Origin of the sequence: Flavobacterium sp. CF108, from assembly GCF_900129795.1 — a bacterium.
Lineage (GTDB): Bacteria > Bacteroidota > Bacteroidia > Flavobacteriales > Flavobacteriaceae > Flavobacterium.
Genome location: NZ_FQWW01000011.1, coordinates 98,666 through 116,369 on the forward strand (window position 1 = coordinate 98,666; position 17,704 = coordinate 116,369).

A 17,704-nucleotide genomic window follows, 5' to 3' on the forward strand; every position below is an offset into this window, starting at 1 on the left:
TTTTATAAAAACGTAAGTTGGTTTAAACTTGTAGGTCATTTTTTAAGTTTGGCTGGTCTGTTTGTTAGGCAAAAACAGACTGCAAATGGTTAACTGGTTATTTTCATATTAGTGAGTTTGGTTAATTGTTAGTATATATTTTTTTCTTATGATCTTTGTTGTTTCTTCTTTAATTCTTTCTTTTTTTAGCGTATCTCGTTGTTTGTTATTTTACCCGCAGTTTTTTAAGGGCTGCGGGTATGATAAGTTATATTATAAAACCAACTCTTACTAATATTTAAAGAAGGCTCAATTCTTTAAACTGATAAAAACTTATCGAAACAAACACTTATGATTTTAACATAGCAATGTGACTAACCCCATTACTATTACTGCAAAGAAATGTTTAATTCAAACTCTCAAGCAGGGGTAAAATGGAAAAAAAAAGAGGTCAAATTTGTAATTAACCATTATTTTGCAGTAAAATTTATTAAGTATTAAAAAATAACAGTATTTTTTTACACAATATACAATTACTATCTAAAACCTTCATTTCCAACTCTAACGTTTTAGTAAGTGACTTTAATGAATTCAAATTCACTTTTGACACGCAGTATATGTAAACAGGTTTGCTCTTTTATTTATAAATACTAGTAGCTGCTTCTTTTTCTTTTTCCTTTTGGTCTGCCAGGATTGTTTTTAAAACTTCCGGATTTTCTATAACTTCCGGATTAAATGATGTGCTGTTCATGTAGTTCAATATTGAAATCAACATTTGTTTTGCAACAGGACGTTTGTCTAAATCTGCTGCCAGATCAAACGAAGCGATTACCAATTTTCCGGAATTTATGCTTCCTTCATACAGCGAAGCCAATTTGCGGTTATTGGCAAAATTATCTACCATTTCTACGATTGGTTTTCCACCAATAATGTTATCTGTAATAATTGTTGTCGAGTTTACATTCAAATCCCACCATTGCCAGTCTGTATTCATGTCTGTTGGAAAGTCAGCCAATGCATTATGCGCAGGATTACAAAGAACGCCCATTGTGCCGGCCTGTTTCGGAAAATGAACCGGACTCCAAAATACAGGAACAAATTTTCCTTCGATACCTTTTAGTTTTTTCCAATCCGGATTTAATAATACTATTTTTCCGGCTTTCAGTTGTTTATAAGCTTCGTCAAGATTTCTGGTGTAAACCACTTTTCCGTGATCAATGGCTTGCTTTTGAGGATAAACCCAAATATTCCATTGATTTTTATAGTTTGTTCCTTTCAGATTTACTTTAATTGTTAATTTGGATGCCTTGGATATTTTTTGAAGGCTTTCATTTAAATCTAAAATTTTATGATTGTACCCAATTGCAATAGCTGCTTTTGTACTGCCAGAAGCTATTACAGCAGCATTATCACTGATAGTCCATTCTATTTCCTGATCTTTTAAATTAGTTTCTGAATAATTACTGACATCTAAAGAAGCTGTAAAAAGTTCATCGTTTGTATAAGCAGCTTTTGAAAATCGTAAAAGCGGTACAACGGGTGCAGAAAACTGACGGAATTCTTCTGCCGAAATCAGCCCTTTACTATCCCAAAAAGCATCTAAAAGTCCTACCAATGCAGTTCCCTGACCAGGAAAATCATGTAAATCCAATAATTGAAAACCGCTGATTCCGGCTGTTTTTAATGCTCGTTCTATTTCTTCCTTATAAAGGATTACAGCCAGTTTACCCGAAGCTTTTGTATAATCTGCAGCTTTAGCAATTAATCCTTTACGCTCTAAATCTTCTTTAACCGATTTAAAATTGACAGGTTCTAAAACACCTGTATATTTCGAAATTTCGTCTATTTTAGGATAAACAGCATACTGCCCAATTTCGTGTGTTATTAAAGGTACCGTCATTCCTTCTACAGAAGCGGCATAATCTTTATTGAAAGCCGGCGGTTCACTGTTAAAAACGCCCTGCCCGCGAACCCAGCCTTTCTTTGTCCATTGTGTGATAAAGAAATCATCCTCAGGTTCCGGCCAAACACCATGTTCTTTTTCGAAAGTAAAAGAAGTTGTTGTATATAAATGCCTGCTGTCTTTTGCTTTTAAACTGTTCATTAATTTTGTCAGAACCGTCATATCGCCTTGCAGTTCATTGCCCATTGACCACATGCAAAATGAAGGATGATTTCCGTATTCATCAATCATACGTTGTGCTTCGGCGTATAAAAAGTCAGTTGTTTTTTGATCTTCTCCAATTTTAAGGCTCCAAACCGGAAGTTCAACTTGTAGATAAAACCCCATTTCGTCAGCCACTTCAAAAGCAGCTTGCGGAGGGCACCAGGAATGAAAACGCAAATGATTTAATCCCCAGTTTTTAGCTGTCCCAAATACTTTTTTCCAGCCTTCTTTATCCATTGGCGGATGTCCGGTAAGCGGAAAAATATCACACTCTAAAGTTCCTCTTAAAAATACGGGCTGATGATTAATCGTCAAAACCGATCCTTTTTTAGAAAAACTACGCATCCCGAAATCTACAGCAATCTGCGATTCGCTTTTCTTTGTTTTTAATTCGGCTTTTAATTCATATAACTCCGGCGAAAATTCACTCCAAAGTTTTACGTCTTTGCCCATATTATAATCAAGCTCTACTACAGATTGTCCTTCTTTTAGCTGAATTTCCTTTTTAAGCGATTCTACTGCAATTTTGCTTTTTTTATTAATAGCAGTAATCGTTAAAACTCCTTTATCTGTATTTTTTGAATTGTTATTCAGCGTAAAAGTCAATTTTGCTTTTCCTTCTTCAATATCCGGTTTTATATGTAAATTAGTAATACGAACAACATCAAATGCTTCAATTTCCATAGTACCAATAATGCCATTCCAAATAATTTGTGTTTCATTGGTATATGCATGCGCCATATTATCTACACTAATATCAAACAGTTTACGGTTATCAACACGAATCGTGATGCGATGCGTTTTTCCGGTCGTAAGATATTTTGAAAGATTAAAATAATGTGGTGCAATCAGGCTGTTTTGTTCTGTTTCAACTTCATTACCATCAATCCAGACGTTGGTTTTCCAGATGACGCGCTCTAATTTTAAAATAAGGTCTTTTCCCTTCCAATCTTTTGGTATTGTGATTTCACGAGTATACCAAGCTGCGCCCAGATAACTGTTTTTTCGGGTCAAATGACTCATTTGAAGCTTCTCTAAACTTGGTTTTAACTTATTAGCTATTCCTAGTCCTGCATCATCTGTTGTTCCGGGTAATTTCATTAATTGTGCAAAACTCTTATTTTGCCAGCCATTTTTCAGTCCTATATCAGTGCTGTCTAATTGAACTGTCCAGTCGCCTGAAATATTCAATATTGACTTATCTTCAGCATCCCAGGATGACAGAAAAAGTAAAAGCAAAACAGAAATTATGATGTGTTTGATTTGCATTTTATTAAATTTTATGATTGATATTTTTATTTGCGATCTTATCAAATAATGAGTTATTTGCGAAACGTTTGTTTGTTTATATCCAATTGTTTCACTTTTTGATAGTATTTTTCAGATTCTGCTTCGTTTCCTAATCCACTGTATCCTAAAGCCATTACATAATAACAATGCACTTGGTTTCTCACATTTAAATCATCATCCCAAATAGCGAGATCCGGCAGTGAAACTGCAAAATAATCGATTCTGGATTTTTCGAACAGATACTTTTCTCCGTGTGCCAGCAGTTTGTTAAAACGGCTGCAGGCTTTGTCTTCGTCTCCTAATTCACGCCAAGCCAATCCTTGGTAAAAAATCTTATCCGGTTGTTGGTCGTTATAGAAAAACGCCTGAACAGGTTCCGGAGATCCTAATGTTGCTTCAACAAAATTTCTATTGGCATTTTCTATATTTCCAAGTCCTTTATACGCTAAACCTTTATAATAAAACACTTCATTTTCTTCGGCATTTTTCAGTTTCCCCTCGCCTAAATTGTGCGGATAAAATTCTGTTTCTTTTAGCAGTTGTATCGCTTCTTCAAAACGGTTTTCTGCTATAGCAATTTTGGCCAATTCTACTCGGCATAAGGTATACTGCCCGGTTACTTTTCCTTCTCCCCCTTCCCAAGGATGAAATTTTCTTTTCGAAATCAGATCTTTTGCAACAGCATATTTCCCAATTTGATTGTAAAGTGTAATGCGTTCAATACACAAATCATCACGTTCTTCAACCAAATTTGGATATTGATTTAAAAGCGACAATCTGTCTTCCGGCGATGTTCCTATCTTTTTATAAAGCTGATCCAATTCCATAAAAACCCTTGAATCTGTTGTATCCAGAGCAAAAGCTTTTTCTAACATTTCCTGAGCTTTGGCTTTATCATTTGTTTTATTGAAATAGGCCAATGCAAGGTTTCTCAGTAAAGTCGGAAATTGACTGTCGATACTATATGACAATTCCCAGCTTTTTACAGCATCCTCATATTGACGGAAAGCGTACCAGAAATTCCCTAAATAATACGGCGCTTTTGCATCTTCAGCATTTAATTTAATAGCATCTTGCAGAATATTTACTTCCTCAATTCTATTAGGGAAACACTTTTCTGACGATTGTGCACCAGCTTTTTTATACCATTCTTTCGCCTCAGTTGTATTTCCGTTTTTAGAAGCAAAATAACCTAACGCGTAATATACCATCGGATAAACTTCATCAGCATCCTGAATAGATTCCTGCAATAACTGACTCGCTTCTTCATACAATCCCGCTCCAGCAAAATCAAGTGCATATTCTATATATCCGTGCGGCCATTGATGCATAATAGTATTCATTTCATTTAAAACTGCCTGATCTTTTGTAATCAGATATTTTTCAAAACGGCATCCCATATTAAAGCGGTCAATTTTGATCGAGTCTTCAATCCACGTTAAAGCTTCCTGACTTCTGTTTAATTTTCTCAAAATAGAAGCTTTTAATTGACGTGCTTTATGATTGTGCCAATTTCTTATTAATGATGATTCAACCCTTTCTAAAGCTTCGGTCCATTCTCCTTTTATGCTGTCAATTTGTGCCAATGTATAAAAAGCAGCATCTTGCCAGGCAGCATTCCAGGTTGATTTAAAAAGCGAATTATAAGCTTCCTCATTTTTACCCTGAAGTTTTAAGCAATATCCTAAATTATAAAGCGGCTCGCCATCAATTGGGTTTGGATTTCGTTGTGTCAACACTTCAACAGCTGTTCTGAAATAGGCTTCGGCTTTTTCAAATTGTCCTCTTCTTAATAGCAATAAACCAACCGCGTTATTACATCTCACATCTTTTGAATCCCGGCTTAAAGCCTCAAGATAATAGTCTAACGGATTGTAAGTTGCGTGTCTGTATTGCTCTAAATGCAATCCTGTTAAGTACAATTGCTCCATTGAAGCAATATCTTTCGGGTCTAAAGCTGCTTTTGCAGGATCCGGAACTGGTTTTATTTCGGCTTTTTCTTCCTGATAGTCTACCAGAATTTTTCCATCAGAAGTATATACCGTGAAAATTAAATTCTGAGATAAAACTTCTCCAATAGCAACTCTTTTTTTATACGGATTTACAGGAGAAATGGTAATTTCATCCTGAAACAAAATGTTATTTTCATTGTCTTTTAATTCTATTTTCAAGTTTTTGTAAAGACTTGTAGTGTATAAAACCAAATCAGCTTCGTTACCTTCAACTTCAATATTGATGATGGCATCTTTTGTGGCATTTTTTACATATCCTACTTCGGCATACGGCATGAAATATTGTACCCATGATTTTTCTTCATACGCCTGCAGCCAGGAAAAATCAGGCTGATTGTCTGTAAAAACCCCCGTCATTAATTCGATATACGGACCGTCTTTGTCTGTTAAATTTCTGTCCCAGGCAAGTCCAAAATCGCCGTTACCCCAAGTCCATTGCTTTTTACCCGGCGAAACATGATGGTTTGCAACGTGCAGCAATCCTGCCTGAACGTTATCTTCATAACCTCCAACAAAATTATATTTGGACTGCACCGCCATATATGAAGTTGGAACCGGAATATTTTTATATTTTGAAATATCAACTCCAGCCGAATAATCTTGTTTGTAATATTCGCCTGTTGCGATTGGAAATTTAGAAACATCTCTTTTTCCGTGATCAAAAACCGCATTTACATCCGGAGGAAAAACTGATTTATAACCATCGTTTACCACAACGGCCGGATTTGCCCACCAAAGAAAGGTTTGTGGAAAAGCGGTACGATTATAAATTTTAACCTTAATTTCAATATATGCTTTATCAGGATGCAGCGTAAAACCTTGCATTCCTTTGGTTCTGAACATTCTTTCGACTTCATTACACCAAATGGTTTTACTTCCATCAGCATTTTCTTCAATGTTATAATCTGTCGGTAAAAAAGTACTCGGGCGATGGTGCTGCGGCCAGTTAAATTCAATTCCGCCCGAAATCCAGGGTCCTGTAAGCCCAACAAGAGCCGGTTTAATTACCTGATTGTAATACACAAAATGGCGTTGTTTTACTTTATCATATGCCATATGCACACGACCGCCCAATTCAGGCAAAATCATTATTTTGATGTATTTATTTTCTAAAAATACAGCGTTATAGAGTTTGTCTAATTTTTCATCTGATAATTTCTCGACGACAGGATAAGGGTACACTGATCCTGAACTTCCCTGATAAACACGTTTTTCAAGAAATATCGGATTTTTTTCTTCTTCGCCAATTTGATACGTTGGCAATAGTATATCTTCTTCCCAAACACGAACAACGCCATCTTCATTAACCGTTGATTGTATTAGATAGGCCGTGATTTTTTCGTCCTGGACATTTTCATTTATTGCTTGTTCTGTCTGTAAATTTTCTATAATCACGTTAGATTGATTTACATCTGAAATTATATTTTCCATTTTGTTGATTCTAATTACTTTGTCAATTCATTTTCTATTTCTTCTAAAGATTTTCCTTTGGTTTCCGGCAACGAAATACGAAGGAAAACAAAGCCTAATAAACATACGATTCCGTAAAGCCAGAATGTTCCGTATGATCCCAAACTGCTATTCAATAATGGAAAAGTATAGGTTAATACAAAACAGGCTGCCCAAAGAGAGAAAGTTGCAGCTGCCATTGCCATTGCACGTATTTTTGTTGGGAAAATTTCTGAAAGAACCACCCAGGTTATAGGTGCCAATGTCATGGCATAACAAGAAATTGCTGCAATTACAAGTGCTAGAACGGCAATTCCGGTTACTCCAAAATAATAACATGCCCCTAATAAAGCATAGATAAATGTCAATCCGATTGACCCGAAAAGCATCAGGGTCCTTCTTCCTAATTTGTCTACAAAATACATTCCGACTAATGTGAAAATTACATTGGTTAACCCCGTTATAACAATGTTGAATAAAATATCTGAAACACCATAACCTGCGGCAGAGAATATTTCCTGAGCGTAATTAAAAATTACGTTAATACCACACCATTGCTGAAAAGCAGCAATTACAATTCCTAATAATAGAATTTTAGGCATTTTGCCTTCAAAAAGCATTTTATAATTTACTTTTTCTTTTACTTCACTAACTCTTGATTTTAGATCTTCTATTTGTTCAGCTGCAAAAATGCTTCCTCCAATTTTAGAAAAGATCACTTCTGCTTTGGCATATCGGTATTGACTTGCCAGCCATCTTGGACTTTCGGGGATAATCAATATCAAAGCAAAAAAAGCGACTGAAGGAATTGCTCCTGCCCAAAACATATAGCGCCATCCCCATTGTCCGTTCCATGAATTTAAAATATCCTGTCCTTCTACAATGGGATCTGCAATGAGCCAGTTTGCAATTTGAGCGGCAAGCACTCCAATTACAACCGTTAATTGATTGATAGAAACGAATTTTCCTCGTGATTCACTTGGTGCAATTTCTGCTATATACATAGGAGATAAATTTGAAGCAATTCCAATACCAATACCGCCGGTTACTCTCCAGATAATAAACCATTCAATAGTATCAGCCAATCCGGTACCCACTGCCGCAAGTGTAAAAAAGATGGATGCTGCAATCATTAAAGGTTTTCTTCCGTATTTATCAGACAAACTGCCGGAAATCATTACACCTAACAAACATCCTAAAATGGCGCTTCCCATTACCCATCCCTGCATGGAAGGCGAATTTGTAATATTAAAAAAGGCTTCATAAAAAGGTTTCGCACCTCCAATTACTACCCAGTCATATCCAAATAGTAAACCGCCCATTGCCGAAACCAATGCAATGAAAAGCAGATACGAAGAATTGAACTTGCTCATATATTTTATATTTTAAATTAATTATGGTTACAAATATCGCTGCTTAGTAAGGTTACGAAAATGTAATATTTATGTAAAACATGTATAAAACACCGATTTAAAACAAAAACTCATCATACCCAAAATAAAAAATCATTTTTTTTATATTAAATCTATTTTTAATGTTAAAAACTACAAATAAAAAAGTTACGTAACATAAAAAATATCTTGCTAATATTATAGCATGAGCCTTTATTATGTAATTTCGATCACTATTTTATCATAATATGTAAATTTTCACGGTTTGATAAAATTTAGATTTTAGCATATTATTTGTTAGATTTGTTTTTTAATACATAATAAATGATTCTCATTTTAAAAATATGGATCAGATAGCAGATGGATTTAAAGGCGAAAGAGCCATTGTTGTTCCTTATAGTGTACGTAATTTTCAGGCGGAAAATGAACTGACAAAAAATGTATTTATTACCCATATTGGTTATTATCCCAATGCAAAATATCATTTCAGAAAACGATCAAAAGGCGCTCTTGAAAACATTCTTATTTATTGCGAAAACGGAAAAGGTTTTATCACTTTTGAAGATGAACAATTTTCTCTTACTAAAGATCAAGCTTTTATTATTCCTGCCCATAAAGCACATAGTTATGAAGCCGAAATATCAAAACCCTGGAGCATTTACTGGCTGCATTTTAAAGGAATAAATACTTCTTTACATAATACTATCTCGGGAAAAATTATAAACATGAACGACGCACGATTATCCGATAGGCTGAACCTGTTTGAAGAAATTTATCAAAATCTCGAAATGGGCTTTTATCCTGATAATCTGGAATATTCCAGCATTTGTTTACAGCATTTTCTGGCAAGTATAAAATATACAGATCAATTTTTAAAAATAAGAACAGCCGATGCAGAGGTTTTAGATGTAATACCCATGAGCATCATTTATATGAAAAACAACCTGACCAATAAGATAACACTACATGAAATCGCACAGCATACAGGGTATTCGAGTTCTTATTTTGGAGCTTTATTTCTTGAAAGAACATCCTGCACCCCTATGGATTATTACAACCAGTTGAAAATTCAGAAATCGTGTTCGCTTTTGCAATTCAGTACTATGAAAATAAAAGAGATTGCTTATCATTTAGGCTATTATGATCCGTTTCATTTTTCAAAAACATTCAGATTGGTTATGGAAATATCGCCGAGAGAATATCGCCTGAGATACAAAAGTCAAATGTAAATTTTTAATTGATCAGACCTAACAGGTTTAAAAAAACTATTAGACCTTTGTTGAATTCAAAAACTATTGTTTTATAATATTCAAATCCGAATTAAAGGAGCTTTTATACTTTTTAATATACTCTGATGGTGTCATTCCAAAGAGTTTTACAAACTGCTGTCTGAAATATTTAGGATCTTCAAACCCAACTTCGGCACTTGCCTGCGTAATATTCATATCTTCGGTGAGCATTAACATGGCTGCTCTTCGAATACGAACCGAACGTATAAAAGCATTTAAAGTCTGCCCCGAAATGATTTTGATTTTTGTGTAAAGCGTTCTGTGGCTCATTCCCATTTCGAGCGCAAAGTTTTTAATGGTAAAGTCTCTTTTATGAATATTGGCTTCTACAATATCAATACATTTTTTCAGCATTACCTGATATTCTACCGGAACTTTCTGGGTATTCTCTTTTAGTGTAATGCTGTCTAAAAAATACGTTCGCAGGTTGCTTCTATTTCGCAGTAAAGATTCTACACGTGCTTTGAGTATATCATCGTCAAATGGTTTTGTAATATAATCATCGGCACCATCATTTATTCCCTGCAAATGTGTTTCAGGATTTTTTGATGCCGTGAGCAGAATTACCGGAATATGAGACAAATCGTTGCTTTCTTTTATTTTTCGGCATAATTCCAAACCATTCATTTCTTCCATTGTAATATCGCTTATTACAAGATCCGGCATGTGTTTTTTGGTTAGTTTTAAGCCTTCTTCCCCATTTTCGGCACTGTAAACGACATAGTTTTCCGAGAATAATTTTATCAGATACGCTCTGATTTCGGCATTATCATCAATAATTAAAACGGTGCGTTTTTCAGTAAGCATGATTTTTTGGAAATCACTTTCTGAAACTATAGTATTTGAGGCTGCATTATTTTCTTCAGCATCATCAATTATTAATTCATCAAACAACTGGCTTCTTTGCGGAACGTCATTTGTAATTTCAACATTTTCAAAGTGGCTGTTTCCTTTCAGGAAAGTTAGCTTAAAGGTGCTTCCTTTCCCTATTTCACTTTCGCAGCTTACCTGGCCTTTGTGTTTATCTACAAAATATTTGACAATAAACAGCCCGATTCCAAAACCGGTTCCTATTGAAACTTTTGAATTGATTTGTTTGAATTTTTCGAAAATTACCTCAATATCTTTTTTCTCGATTCCATCACCGCTATCAGAGATTTCAAGAAAAACTTCATCATCACTTTCTGTTACTATAAGATTTATTTTCCCGCCAATTGGTGTGTACTTAAAAGCGTTTGACATTAAGTTGAATAACGAAATCTCAATTTTTTCATAATCGCCGATAATCACAATTTCGTGATCCGGAATTGTAAAATTATAGTTGATGTTTTTATCTTTTGCCTGATTTACAAAACATTGATATACTTCATTACAAAGGTTATTAACATTTATTGGCGATAAACGCAGCGAATCGGCATCATTTTCGGCTTTTCTAAAGAGTAAAAGCTGGTCAACAAGGCTTAAAAGCCTTCTGGCATTTCGGTGCGCAATGGCCAAATCACTTCCCGAAGAACCATTTTGAACATTTTCTTTCTGAACTGCTTTTTTCAACGGATTTATAATCAGTGAAAGCGGTGTTCTAAATTCATGCGAAATATAAGTAAACATGGAGGATTGCTTTTCGGCAATTTCCTTTTCTTTCTTACTTTCTAACTCTGCAATTTTTACTTTATATTTTAGTTTTTCTTTGTTTTTATGATAATCCAGATAAACGAAAAGAAGACCTGCAATACTCAGGATATACAATAAATAAGCCCACCAGGCTCTGTACCAAGGCGGCAGGACTTGTATCGAAACAAGGCTTACTTCTTTGTTCCAGCCTCCTTTAAAATTGGTTGTTTTTACTTTAAATGTATATTTTCCTTCGGGAAGTCTTGAGTAATTTGCTTTTCGGGCCTGACCCACATAATTCCATTGTTCGTCCCAGTTCTCTAAAAAATAAGCATAATTTATTTTATCGGCATTATTATAATCCAGTGCAACAAATTCTAATGATAAAGTGGTTTGATCGTAAGCCAGTTCAACTTCTTTTATTTTTTCAAAATCAGTTGTAATTGCTGCTTTGCTTTCTTCTATTGGCTGATTGTTTACATAAAAATCAGTCAGCAAAACATTATTCTTTTGATTGAACCCTTTTATCGCTTCGGGAAAAAAGATATTGAAACCGTTTATTCCGCCAAAAAGAAATTCTCCCGTCGATAACTGAAGTCCGGCATTAAAACTAAACTGATTGCTTTGAAGTCCGTCGTTTACAGAGAAATTGCGAAAGGTTTTTCTTTTTTTATCAAATCGGCAAATGCCATTATACGTACTCATCCAAAGGTTTCCTTCTTTATCTTCCAATAATCTTAAAATGGTATTGGATGGAAGTCCGTCATCAGATGTAAATCTCTTGAAATTATTAGTTTTACGGTCATACAATACCAATCCGCCTTCTTGTGTTCCGAGCCAAAGATTTTTGTCTTTGTCTTCATGAATACATCGAATTGGATTGCTAAAAGCCATTTTTACAATCTTTCTGATATTTTTTTCTATTGAAAATAATGTACCATAATTGGCACCCCAAAGTTTCCCGTCTTTAGTTTCTATAAGACATTGCAGATTATTAATGGTTCTGTCAAAAAGAACAAAATTATTTTTAGTACGATCAAAAAGATACAAAGAACCTTCGTTAGTGGCACTTGCCCAGATATTAGCTTTTGAATCTTTATAAACAAACCAAATATTCTTTTCAATTTGTTTCGTGTACGGATTGTAACAAGAAAATCGTGTTACGCTATTATCTTTTTTATTAATGCGGTTTATTCCTCCAGCCCAGGTCGAAATCCAGATATCGTTATTATTATCGCGGGTAATTCCGGTTATAAAAGTGCTTGAAAGGGTGTTGCTATAATTGACGTACGTATTATTTTTTCGGTTCCAGTATTTTAAACCTGCACCATCTGTACCCACCCATATATTCCTTTTTTCGTCTTCGCAAAAAGACAAAATAAAGTTTTCGGCAGGGTCTTTTGCATTGTATCTAATGCTTTTAAAATATTTAGGTGTGTTGCTCAACATACTGATTCCACCTCGTAACGAGCCAAACCATTTGTTTCCTGACTTATCTTCGTATAAACTCCAAACCGAATTGCTTTTGGCCAGCTGATTGTCTTGTATGTTATTTTGGGCAATTGCTTTTTGATTTGTTCTGTCCACTTTAAAAATCCCGCAGCCGTCTGTTGTGATCCAGATTTCTTTTTTCTTATCCAAAAGAATATCGGTAACACTGCATTTTACTGTAAAATAATTTCCTGAAAGTGCACCAGATTTTGTATTGAAAAGAAAAAGTCCTTCATCAGTTCCTAACCAGAGATTTCCATCAGAAGCTAATTTCATTGCCTTTACTTCTTTGGAAAGTGGAAAAACTACTTTTAAACTTTTAGCAGTATAACTGTAACTGCAAACTCCAACATTTCTAACGTAAACCCAACAATGCGCCTTCCTTTTATCATCCTGAAGTGCAATCGCATCATAATTGCTGACACTCTTACTGCCCAATACATTTAACGGAATATGTTTTCCGACAAAAGAGCCATTTTCAAAAGTAATTAAGCCTAAATTTTGAGAAGCAATTAATACCAGATTCTCAGACACAGACCTCATTTGATGAATGATATCTTTTAGAACTTTTGGTTTTTGATCCGATAAAGTAAACTGAACAGGATTAAATCTGTTATTGGTTTTATTGTAAACGCAGACACCATTTGCACCTCCAACCCAGATATTTTTTTTAGAATCACCTTCTATATTATAGATTGTATTAAAAGGCAGTGATTTTTCGTCGTTTATTCTGTTTCTGAAAACCTTAAAATTATAGCCGTCGTATCGGTTTAAGCCATCGTAAGTTCCAAACCACATAAACCCTTCGCTGTCCTGAAATATTGTAGTTACGGAATTATTTGATAATCCGTCAGATATATCCAAAAACTTAACGGGATAATCTTGCGAATATCCTGTAAATGAAAAGCCTAGCAGCAGAAGATATAGAACAAAATGCTTCAAAGTGTAATTTTTAAAATACTTGTAAAAAGTACAATTATAAGCTAATTTGATAATATTTTACAAAAATTACAATATAAAAATTATATTTTGCCCTTTGTTTATAGGATTTTTATAGCGGTTCGTTCTTTTTAATAAACTTATACCTATGTTTTTGTCATTGCGAGGAACGAAGCAATCTTATTTGCTGAATCAATTTTTAGTGCGGTTGCTTCGTTCCTCGCAATGACGTTCTTTGAGGTTATTTTTATTTTCTATTCATTAAATTCTCAATTTCAGATAAAGAAATTTTCGGATTTGCACCCGGCGAACCTGCAACCAGAGCGCCCATTGCACAAGCAAAATCTAAAGCTTGCTGCGGTTTTTTATCTGTAAGTAAAGAGGTTACTAAAGTGGCTAAAAAAGAATCTCCGGCACCAACGGTATCTGCAACTACGATTGGGTAACCATTATTTTCATAAAAAATGCCTTCCCATAATAGTAAAGCACCATGTTTTCCTCTTGTTACGCAAATTCCTTTTACGTCTGCCAGAGAAGAAATGAAATTCATATTCTCTTTTAAATCGGTATGTGGAAAGTTTAAAGCCGATGCTATTTCTAAAATTTCTTCATCATTGAACTTAACAAAATTGGCAGATTTCATTAATTGTTCGAGAATTTCATAGGTATAATGGGGCTTTCTTAAATTGACATCGAATACTTTGTAGACATTTGATTTTAAAAGTTCTTCAAGTGATTTTCTTGAAACTTCATCTCTGCAGACCAAACTTCCATAAATTAAAACATCGGCATCGACGGTTAATTTTCTGGCTTCATCATTTAAAATAATTTTATCCCAAGCCGACGGATATTTTATTTCATAAGTTGCAGATCCGGTTTTATCTAAAGTTACGTTTACCAATCCGGTTGGGAAATCTTTTGAAGCAATTATGGAAACGGTTTCGAGTCCTAAATCTTTTACGGTTTCTAGAATGGCTTTTCCGTCTTCGTCATTTCCTACGCAGCTAATCATGGCAACATCGCATCCTAATGATTTCATTCTTAAAGCTACATTCAACGGTGCGCCGCCTATCTTTTTTTCATTGGTAAAAACATCCCATAGCACTTCACCGTAAGCAATAGCTTTAAGTTTTTTTTCGTTACTCATTCCTAATTTGTTTTTGTTAATCCTGAAATATAAAGTTATACTTTTAATTAAAACTGACCTAGAAATTGATTATTGCATAATGTTTTTTGCAATTATCAAATACTCCTAGCGGAGTATTCGTTATGTGTTGATTTTTTTTCTACCGATATAAAACTCCTAGCGGAGTTAATCTATAATGTCTTAATTGTTTCTCATAGAATATCTCGGAGAGATTAAATATCGGCAGCATTCAAGATCACATCTTGAAAATTTGTCCCGTAGGGACTACACATTTAATCCAATAAAAACATACTTATTCTTTAATATTGAGTATTGCAAAAATTTCTTGCTTAAGTGATGCTTCACGAGCAGTTATGGAATCATTACCGAAAGCATTCATATCTCTTTTTGCAAATCCGGCTTTCAAGATTTCTATAGTATCTGTTACTTCCTGATCAAAAGAGGCTTCTATAGATCCTTTAAATTTTTCAGAATAACGAATCTTGTAGAATTTTCCAACACTCTCAGAAGAACCTATTGAAGAACCTCCTTCTGCTTTATATCTTATTCCGTCAATATTGTAAATCAAATAATCAATTTTAGCCCCTTTATATTTGCTGTGTGAAATACATTTTCCAACTGTAACTTTGCCATTTAACTTAATATCTTTTCTTATAAGATATCCTTCAAAAAGTAAAAATAAAAAAAATAAAAAGCCTAAAATGATAAGAACTACTGAGATTTTTCCAATTATTTTAAGTCCTATTTCCTTCATAATTATTCTTTTTACTAATTTGTCTACTACGATATTAAACAAATATAACGTAAACGCTGCCTAGCTTTTATAAAAATCTTAAAGATATAAAACAAAAAAACTGTGCAAAGTCAAAAGACATTAACACAGTTTATTTTATGATGAAACTGTAAATATTAATCCAATAAAAAAACAATCAATCCACGTGCGCCATGCGCACCTAAAACCAATGATTGCTCAATATCAGCAGTTTTTGAAGGTCCGGCAATAAAAGTTCCGAAACCATATTCCTGATTTCCGATTCGATCATAAGCTTGCTGCATTGTGCGAATAATATCTTTTTTATGAACAATTATCGCCAAATATTGTGCAATAAAAGGCGCAATTCGCTGTCCTAAAATATCATCGGTTACCCAAAGTGCACTGTTTTCTGCAACTCCAAAATGAGCTTTTATAACAGTTAATTCAACATCCTGAAGCGAATGCGGATCAACATTATTCCAATCCAGAGAAGCAATTTCTGAAAGCTCCGGAAGCGTTGTAATTAATCTCTTTTGAAGATTGTAATGTGATTTTATATAATTAATGATTTCATTGTAATTAGAAACCTCAACGGGATCTCCTCCAATACCTTTTAAAACTGTTTTGTAAGTCTCTAGGATATCAAAATCTTCTGAACCTAAAACACTTAAATCCGGCAGGTCTGTCACTAAATCGGGTTGGTTTAGTTTTATTCTATTTAAAATTTCAGCTTTACTGCTCATTGTCTTTTGCTTTAGATTCTCTCGAATTTTTCTTGTACCATTCTCTAAAAGATTCCTCGGGAACATCTGGCATTTCGCGCTGATCGTACCATTTATTCAATTTATTATTGACCATTACGGGAACATTTTTCATCACAAGTCTTCCTGATTTTCCTGCGATATTAAAAATCGTTGGGTTGGCTAAAACTGTTGCCATCGTTTTCATTGCAATGGTTTTTACTTTTGGCGTATAACCGTCTTTTACCAAAACCTGACGCCATTTGTACAATTGATCGTGAATATCAATTTTAACCGGACAAACGTTCGTACAAGAACCGCAAAGCGTACTGGCAAAAGGAAGATCGGCATTTTTGCTCATATCTAAATTGGGTGCCAAAATAGAACCAATTGGTCCGGCAACTGCATTATGATAACTGTGTCCTCCGCTTCGTCTGTAAACAGGACAGGTATTCATACAGGCACCACAGCGAATACATTTTAAGGAATTTCTGAAATCTTCTCGTCCTAACTGCTTGCTTCTGCCGTTATCGACAATTACGATATGAAGTTCTTTCCCGTCTCTTGGTTTCTTGAAATGGCTTGAAAAAGTCGTTATCGGTTGTCCTGTTGCGCTTCTTGCCAATAATCTCAGGAAAACACCTAAATGTTTACGCTGCGGAATTAGTTTTTCAAATCCCATACAGGCAATATGAACATCAGCTAAATGCGCGCCCATATCGGCGTTTCCTTCGTTGGTGCAAACTACAAATTCTCCGGTTTCTGCAATAGCAAAATTAACTCCGGTTAAAGCTACTTTTCGGGTTAAGAAGGTATTTCTTAAACTATGACGTGCCGATTCGGTTAAGTATTGCGGATCAAAATTTCCTTTTTCTGTTCCTAAGTGTTCGTGGAAAGTTTCGCTTACGTCTTCTTTCTTAAGATGAATAGCTGGTAAAACAATATGACTTGGCGGTTCTTTACGAAGCTGCACAATATATTCACCTAAATCTGAGTCGATAACTTCTATGCCTTTTTCGGCTAAATAATCGTTTAAATGACATTCTTCTGTAAGCATTGATTTTGATTTTACCATTTGCTTTACATCATGTTTTGCCATGATCGAATGCACTATTTCATTATGTTCTTTTGCATCGGCTGCCCAGTGTACAATGATTCCATTTCTTTGCGCATTAGCCTCAAATTCAACTAAATAATCATGAATATTAGAAAGTACATTGGCCTTTATTTGGGATGCTGTTTCACGTAATAATTCCCAATCCTTAATTTGATGTGCCGATTTATCACGCTTTGCACGAACAAACCAAAGTGTTTCATCATGCCAGTTGACACGCTCTACATCTTTGTTGAACTTTGCTGCGGCTTCGCTGTGCTGTATTATTTTTTCTGAAGACATCTTTTGTCAGTTAAATGTTTTTACCATTAAGGTATTAAGTTAATTAAGC

9 protein-coding genes are annotated in these 17,704 nt (G+C 34.6%); 1 reads left to right on the plus strand and 8 read right to left on the minus strand.

Going from position 1 to position 17,704, the window contains the following annotated elements:
• Positions 1-616: 616 nt before the first annotated feature.
• The 3 genes from BUE10_RS22710 to BUE10_RS22720 are packed head-to-tail and all read right to left on the minus strand — an operon-like array spanning position 617 to position 8,270.
• Entirely contained in the window at positions 617-3,415 is a 2,799-nt protein-coding gene (locus BUE10_RS22710) for a sugar-binding domain-containing protein (protein WP_234984795.1), read from the minus strand.
• Positions 3,416-3,468: 53 nt separating this feature from the next.
• On the minus strand, positions 3,469-6,879 hold the full coding sequence (locus tag BUE10_RS22715; protein WP_083598265.1) for a tetratricopeptide repeat protein: 3,411 nt from the start codon (positions 6,877-6,879) through the stop codon (positions 3,469-3,471).
• A 14-nt stretch (positions 6,880-6,893) separates the two neighbouring features.
• Entirely contained in the window at positions 6,894-8,270 is a 1,377-nt protein-coding gene (locus BUE10_RS22720) for a sugar porter family MFS transporter (RefSeq protein WP_073489309.1), read from the minus strand.
• 362 nt (positions 8,271-8,632) lie between these two features.
• Here BUE10_RS22720 and BUE10_RS22725 point away from each other — a divergent pair, with 362 nt between their 5' ends.
• Positions 8,633-9,517, plus strand: coding sequence for an AraC family transcriptional regulator (locus BUE10_RS22725; protein WP_073489311.1), 885 nt, complete (start codon positions 8,633-8,635; stop codon positions 9,515-9,517).
• 63 nt (positions 9,518-9,580) lie between these two features.
• Here the strand turns inward: BUE10_RS22725 and BUE10_RS22730 are convergent, their stop codons facing one another.
• The 5 genes from BUE10_RS22730 to BUE10_RS22750 form a co-directional block, all read right to left on the minus strand.
• A complete protein-coding gene (locus tag BUE10_RS22730) occupies positions 9,581-13,621 on the minus strand; it encodes a two-component regulator propeller domain-containing protein (RefSeq protein WP_073489313.1) in 4,041 nt (1,346 codons plus the stop codon).
• 244 nt (positions 13,622-13,865) lie between these two features.
• On the minus strand, positions 13,866-14,765 hold the full coding sequence (locus tag BUE10_RS22735; protein WP_073489315.1) for a carbohydrate kinase family protein: 900 nt from the start codon (positions 14,763-14,765) through the stop codon (positions 13,866-13,868).
• 292 nt (positions 14,766-15,057) lie between these two features.
• Complete coding sequence (locus BUE10_RS22740; RefSeq protein WP_091290698.1) at positions 15,058-15,519, minus strand: hypothetical protein; 462 nt, start codon at positions 15,517-15,519, stop codon at positions 15,058-15,060.
• Positions 15,520-15,674: 155 nt separating this feature from the next.
• The gene (locus tag BUE10_RS22745) at positions 15,675-16,262 is read right to left on the minus strand and encodes a LutC/YkgG family protein (RefSeq protein WP_073489319.1); all 588 of its coding nucleotides are present in this window, start codon (positions 16,260-16,262) and stop codon (positions 15,675-15,677) included.
• Positions 16,252-17,655 (minus strand): lactate utilization protein B, encoded by a 1,404-nt coding sequence (locus tag BUE10_RS22750; protein WP_073489321.1) that lies wholly within the window; start codon positions 17,653-17,655, stop codon positions 16,252-16,254. The genes BUE10_RS22745 and BUE10_RS22750 overlap by 11 nt, the downstream gene beginning before the upstream one ends.
• Positions 17,656-17,704 lie beyond the last annotated feature (49 nt).

Excerpts from the sequence above, each read along its gene's own strand:
- BUE10_RS22710 (WP_234984795.1), bottom strand. The coding sequence starts at position 3,415 with ATGCAAATCAAACACATCATAATTTCTGTTTTGCTTTTACTTTTTCTG.
- BUE10_RS22715 (WP_083598265.1), bottom strand. The coding sequence starts at position 6,879 with ATGGAAAATATAATTTCAGATGTAAATCAATCTAACGTGATTATAGAA.
- BUE10_RS22720 (WP_073489309.1), bottom strand. The coding sequence starts at position 8,270 with ATGAGCAAGTTCAATTCTTCGTATCTGCTTTTCATTGCATTGGTTTCG.
- BUE10_RS22725 (WP_073489311.1), top strand. The coding sequence starts at position 8,633 with ATGGATCAGATAGCAGATGGATTTAAAGGCGAAAGAGCCATTGTTGTT.
- BUE10_RS22735 (WP_073489315.1), bottom strand. The coding sequence starts at position 14,765 with ATGAGTAACGAAAAAAAACTTAAAGCTATTGCTTACGGTGAAGTGCTA.
- BUE10_RS22740 (WP_091290698.1), bottom strand. The coding sequence starts at position 15,519 with ATGAAGGAAATAGGACTTAAAATAATTGGAAAAATCTCAGTAGTTCTT.
- BUE10_RS22745 (WP_073489319.1), bottom strand. The coding sequence starts at position 16,262 with ATGAGCAGTAAAGCTGAAATTTTAAATAGAATAAAACTAAACCAACCC.
- BUE10_RS22750 (WP_073489321.1), bottom strand. The coding sequence starts at position 17,655 with ATGTCTTCAGAAAAAATAATACAGCACAGCGAAGCCGCAGCAAAGTTC.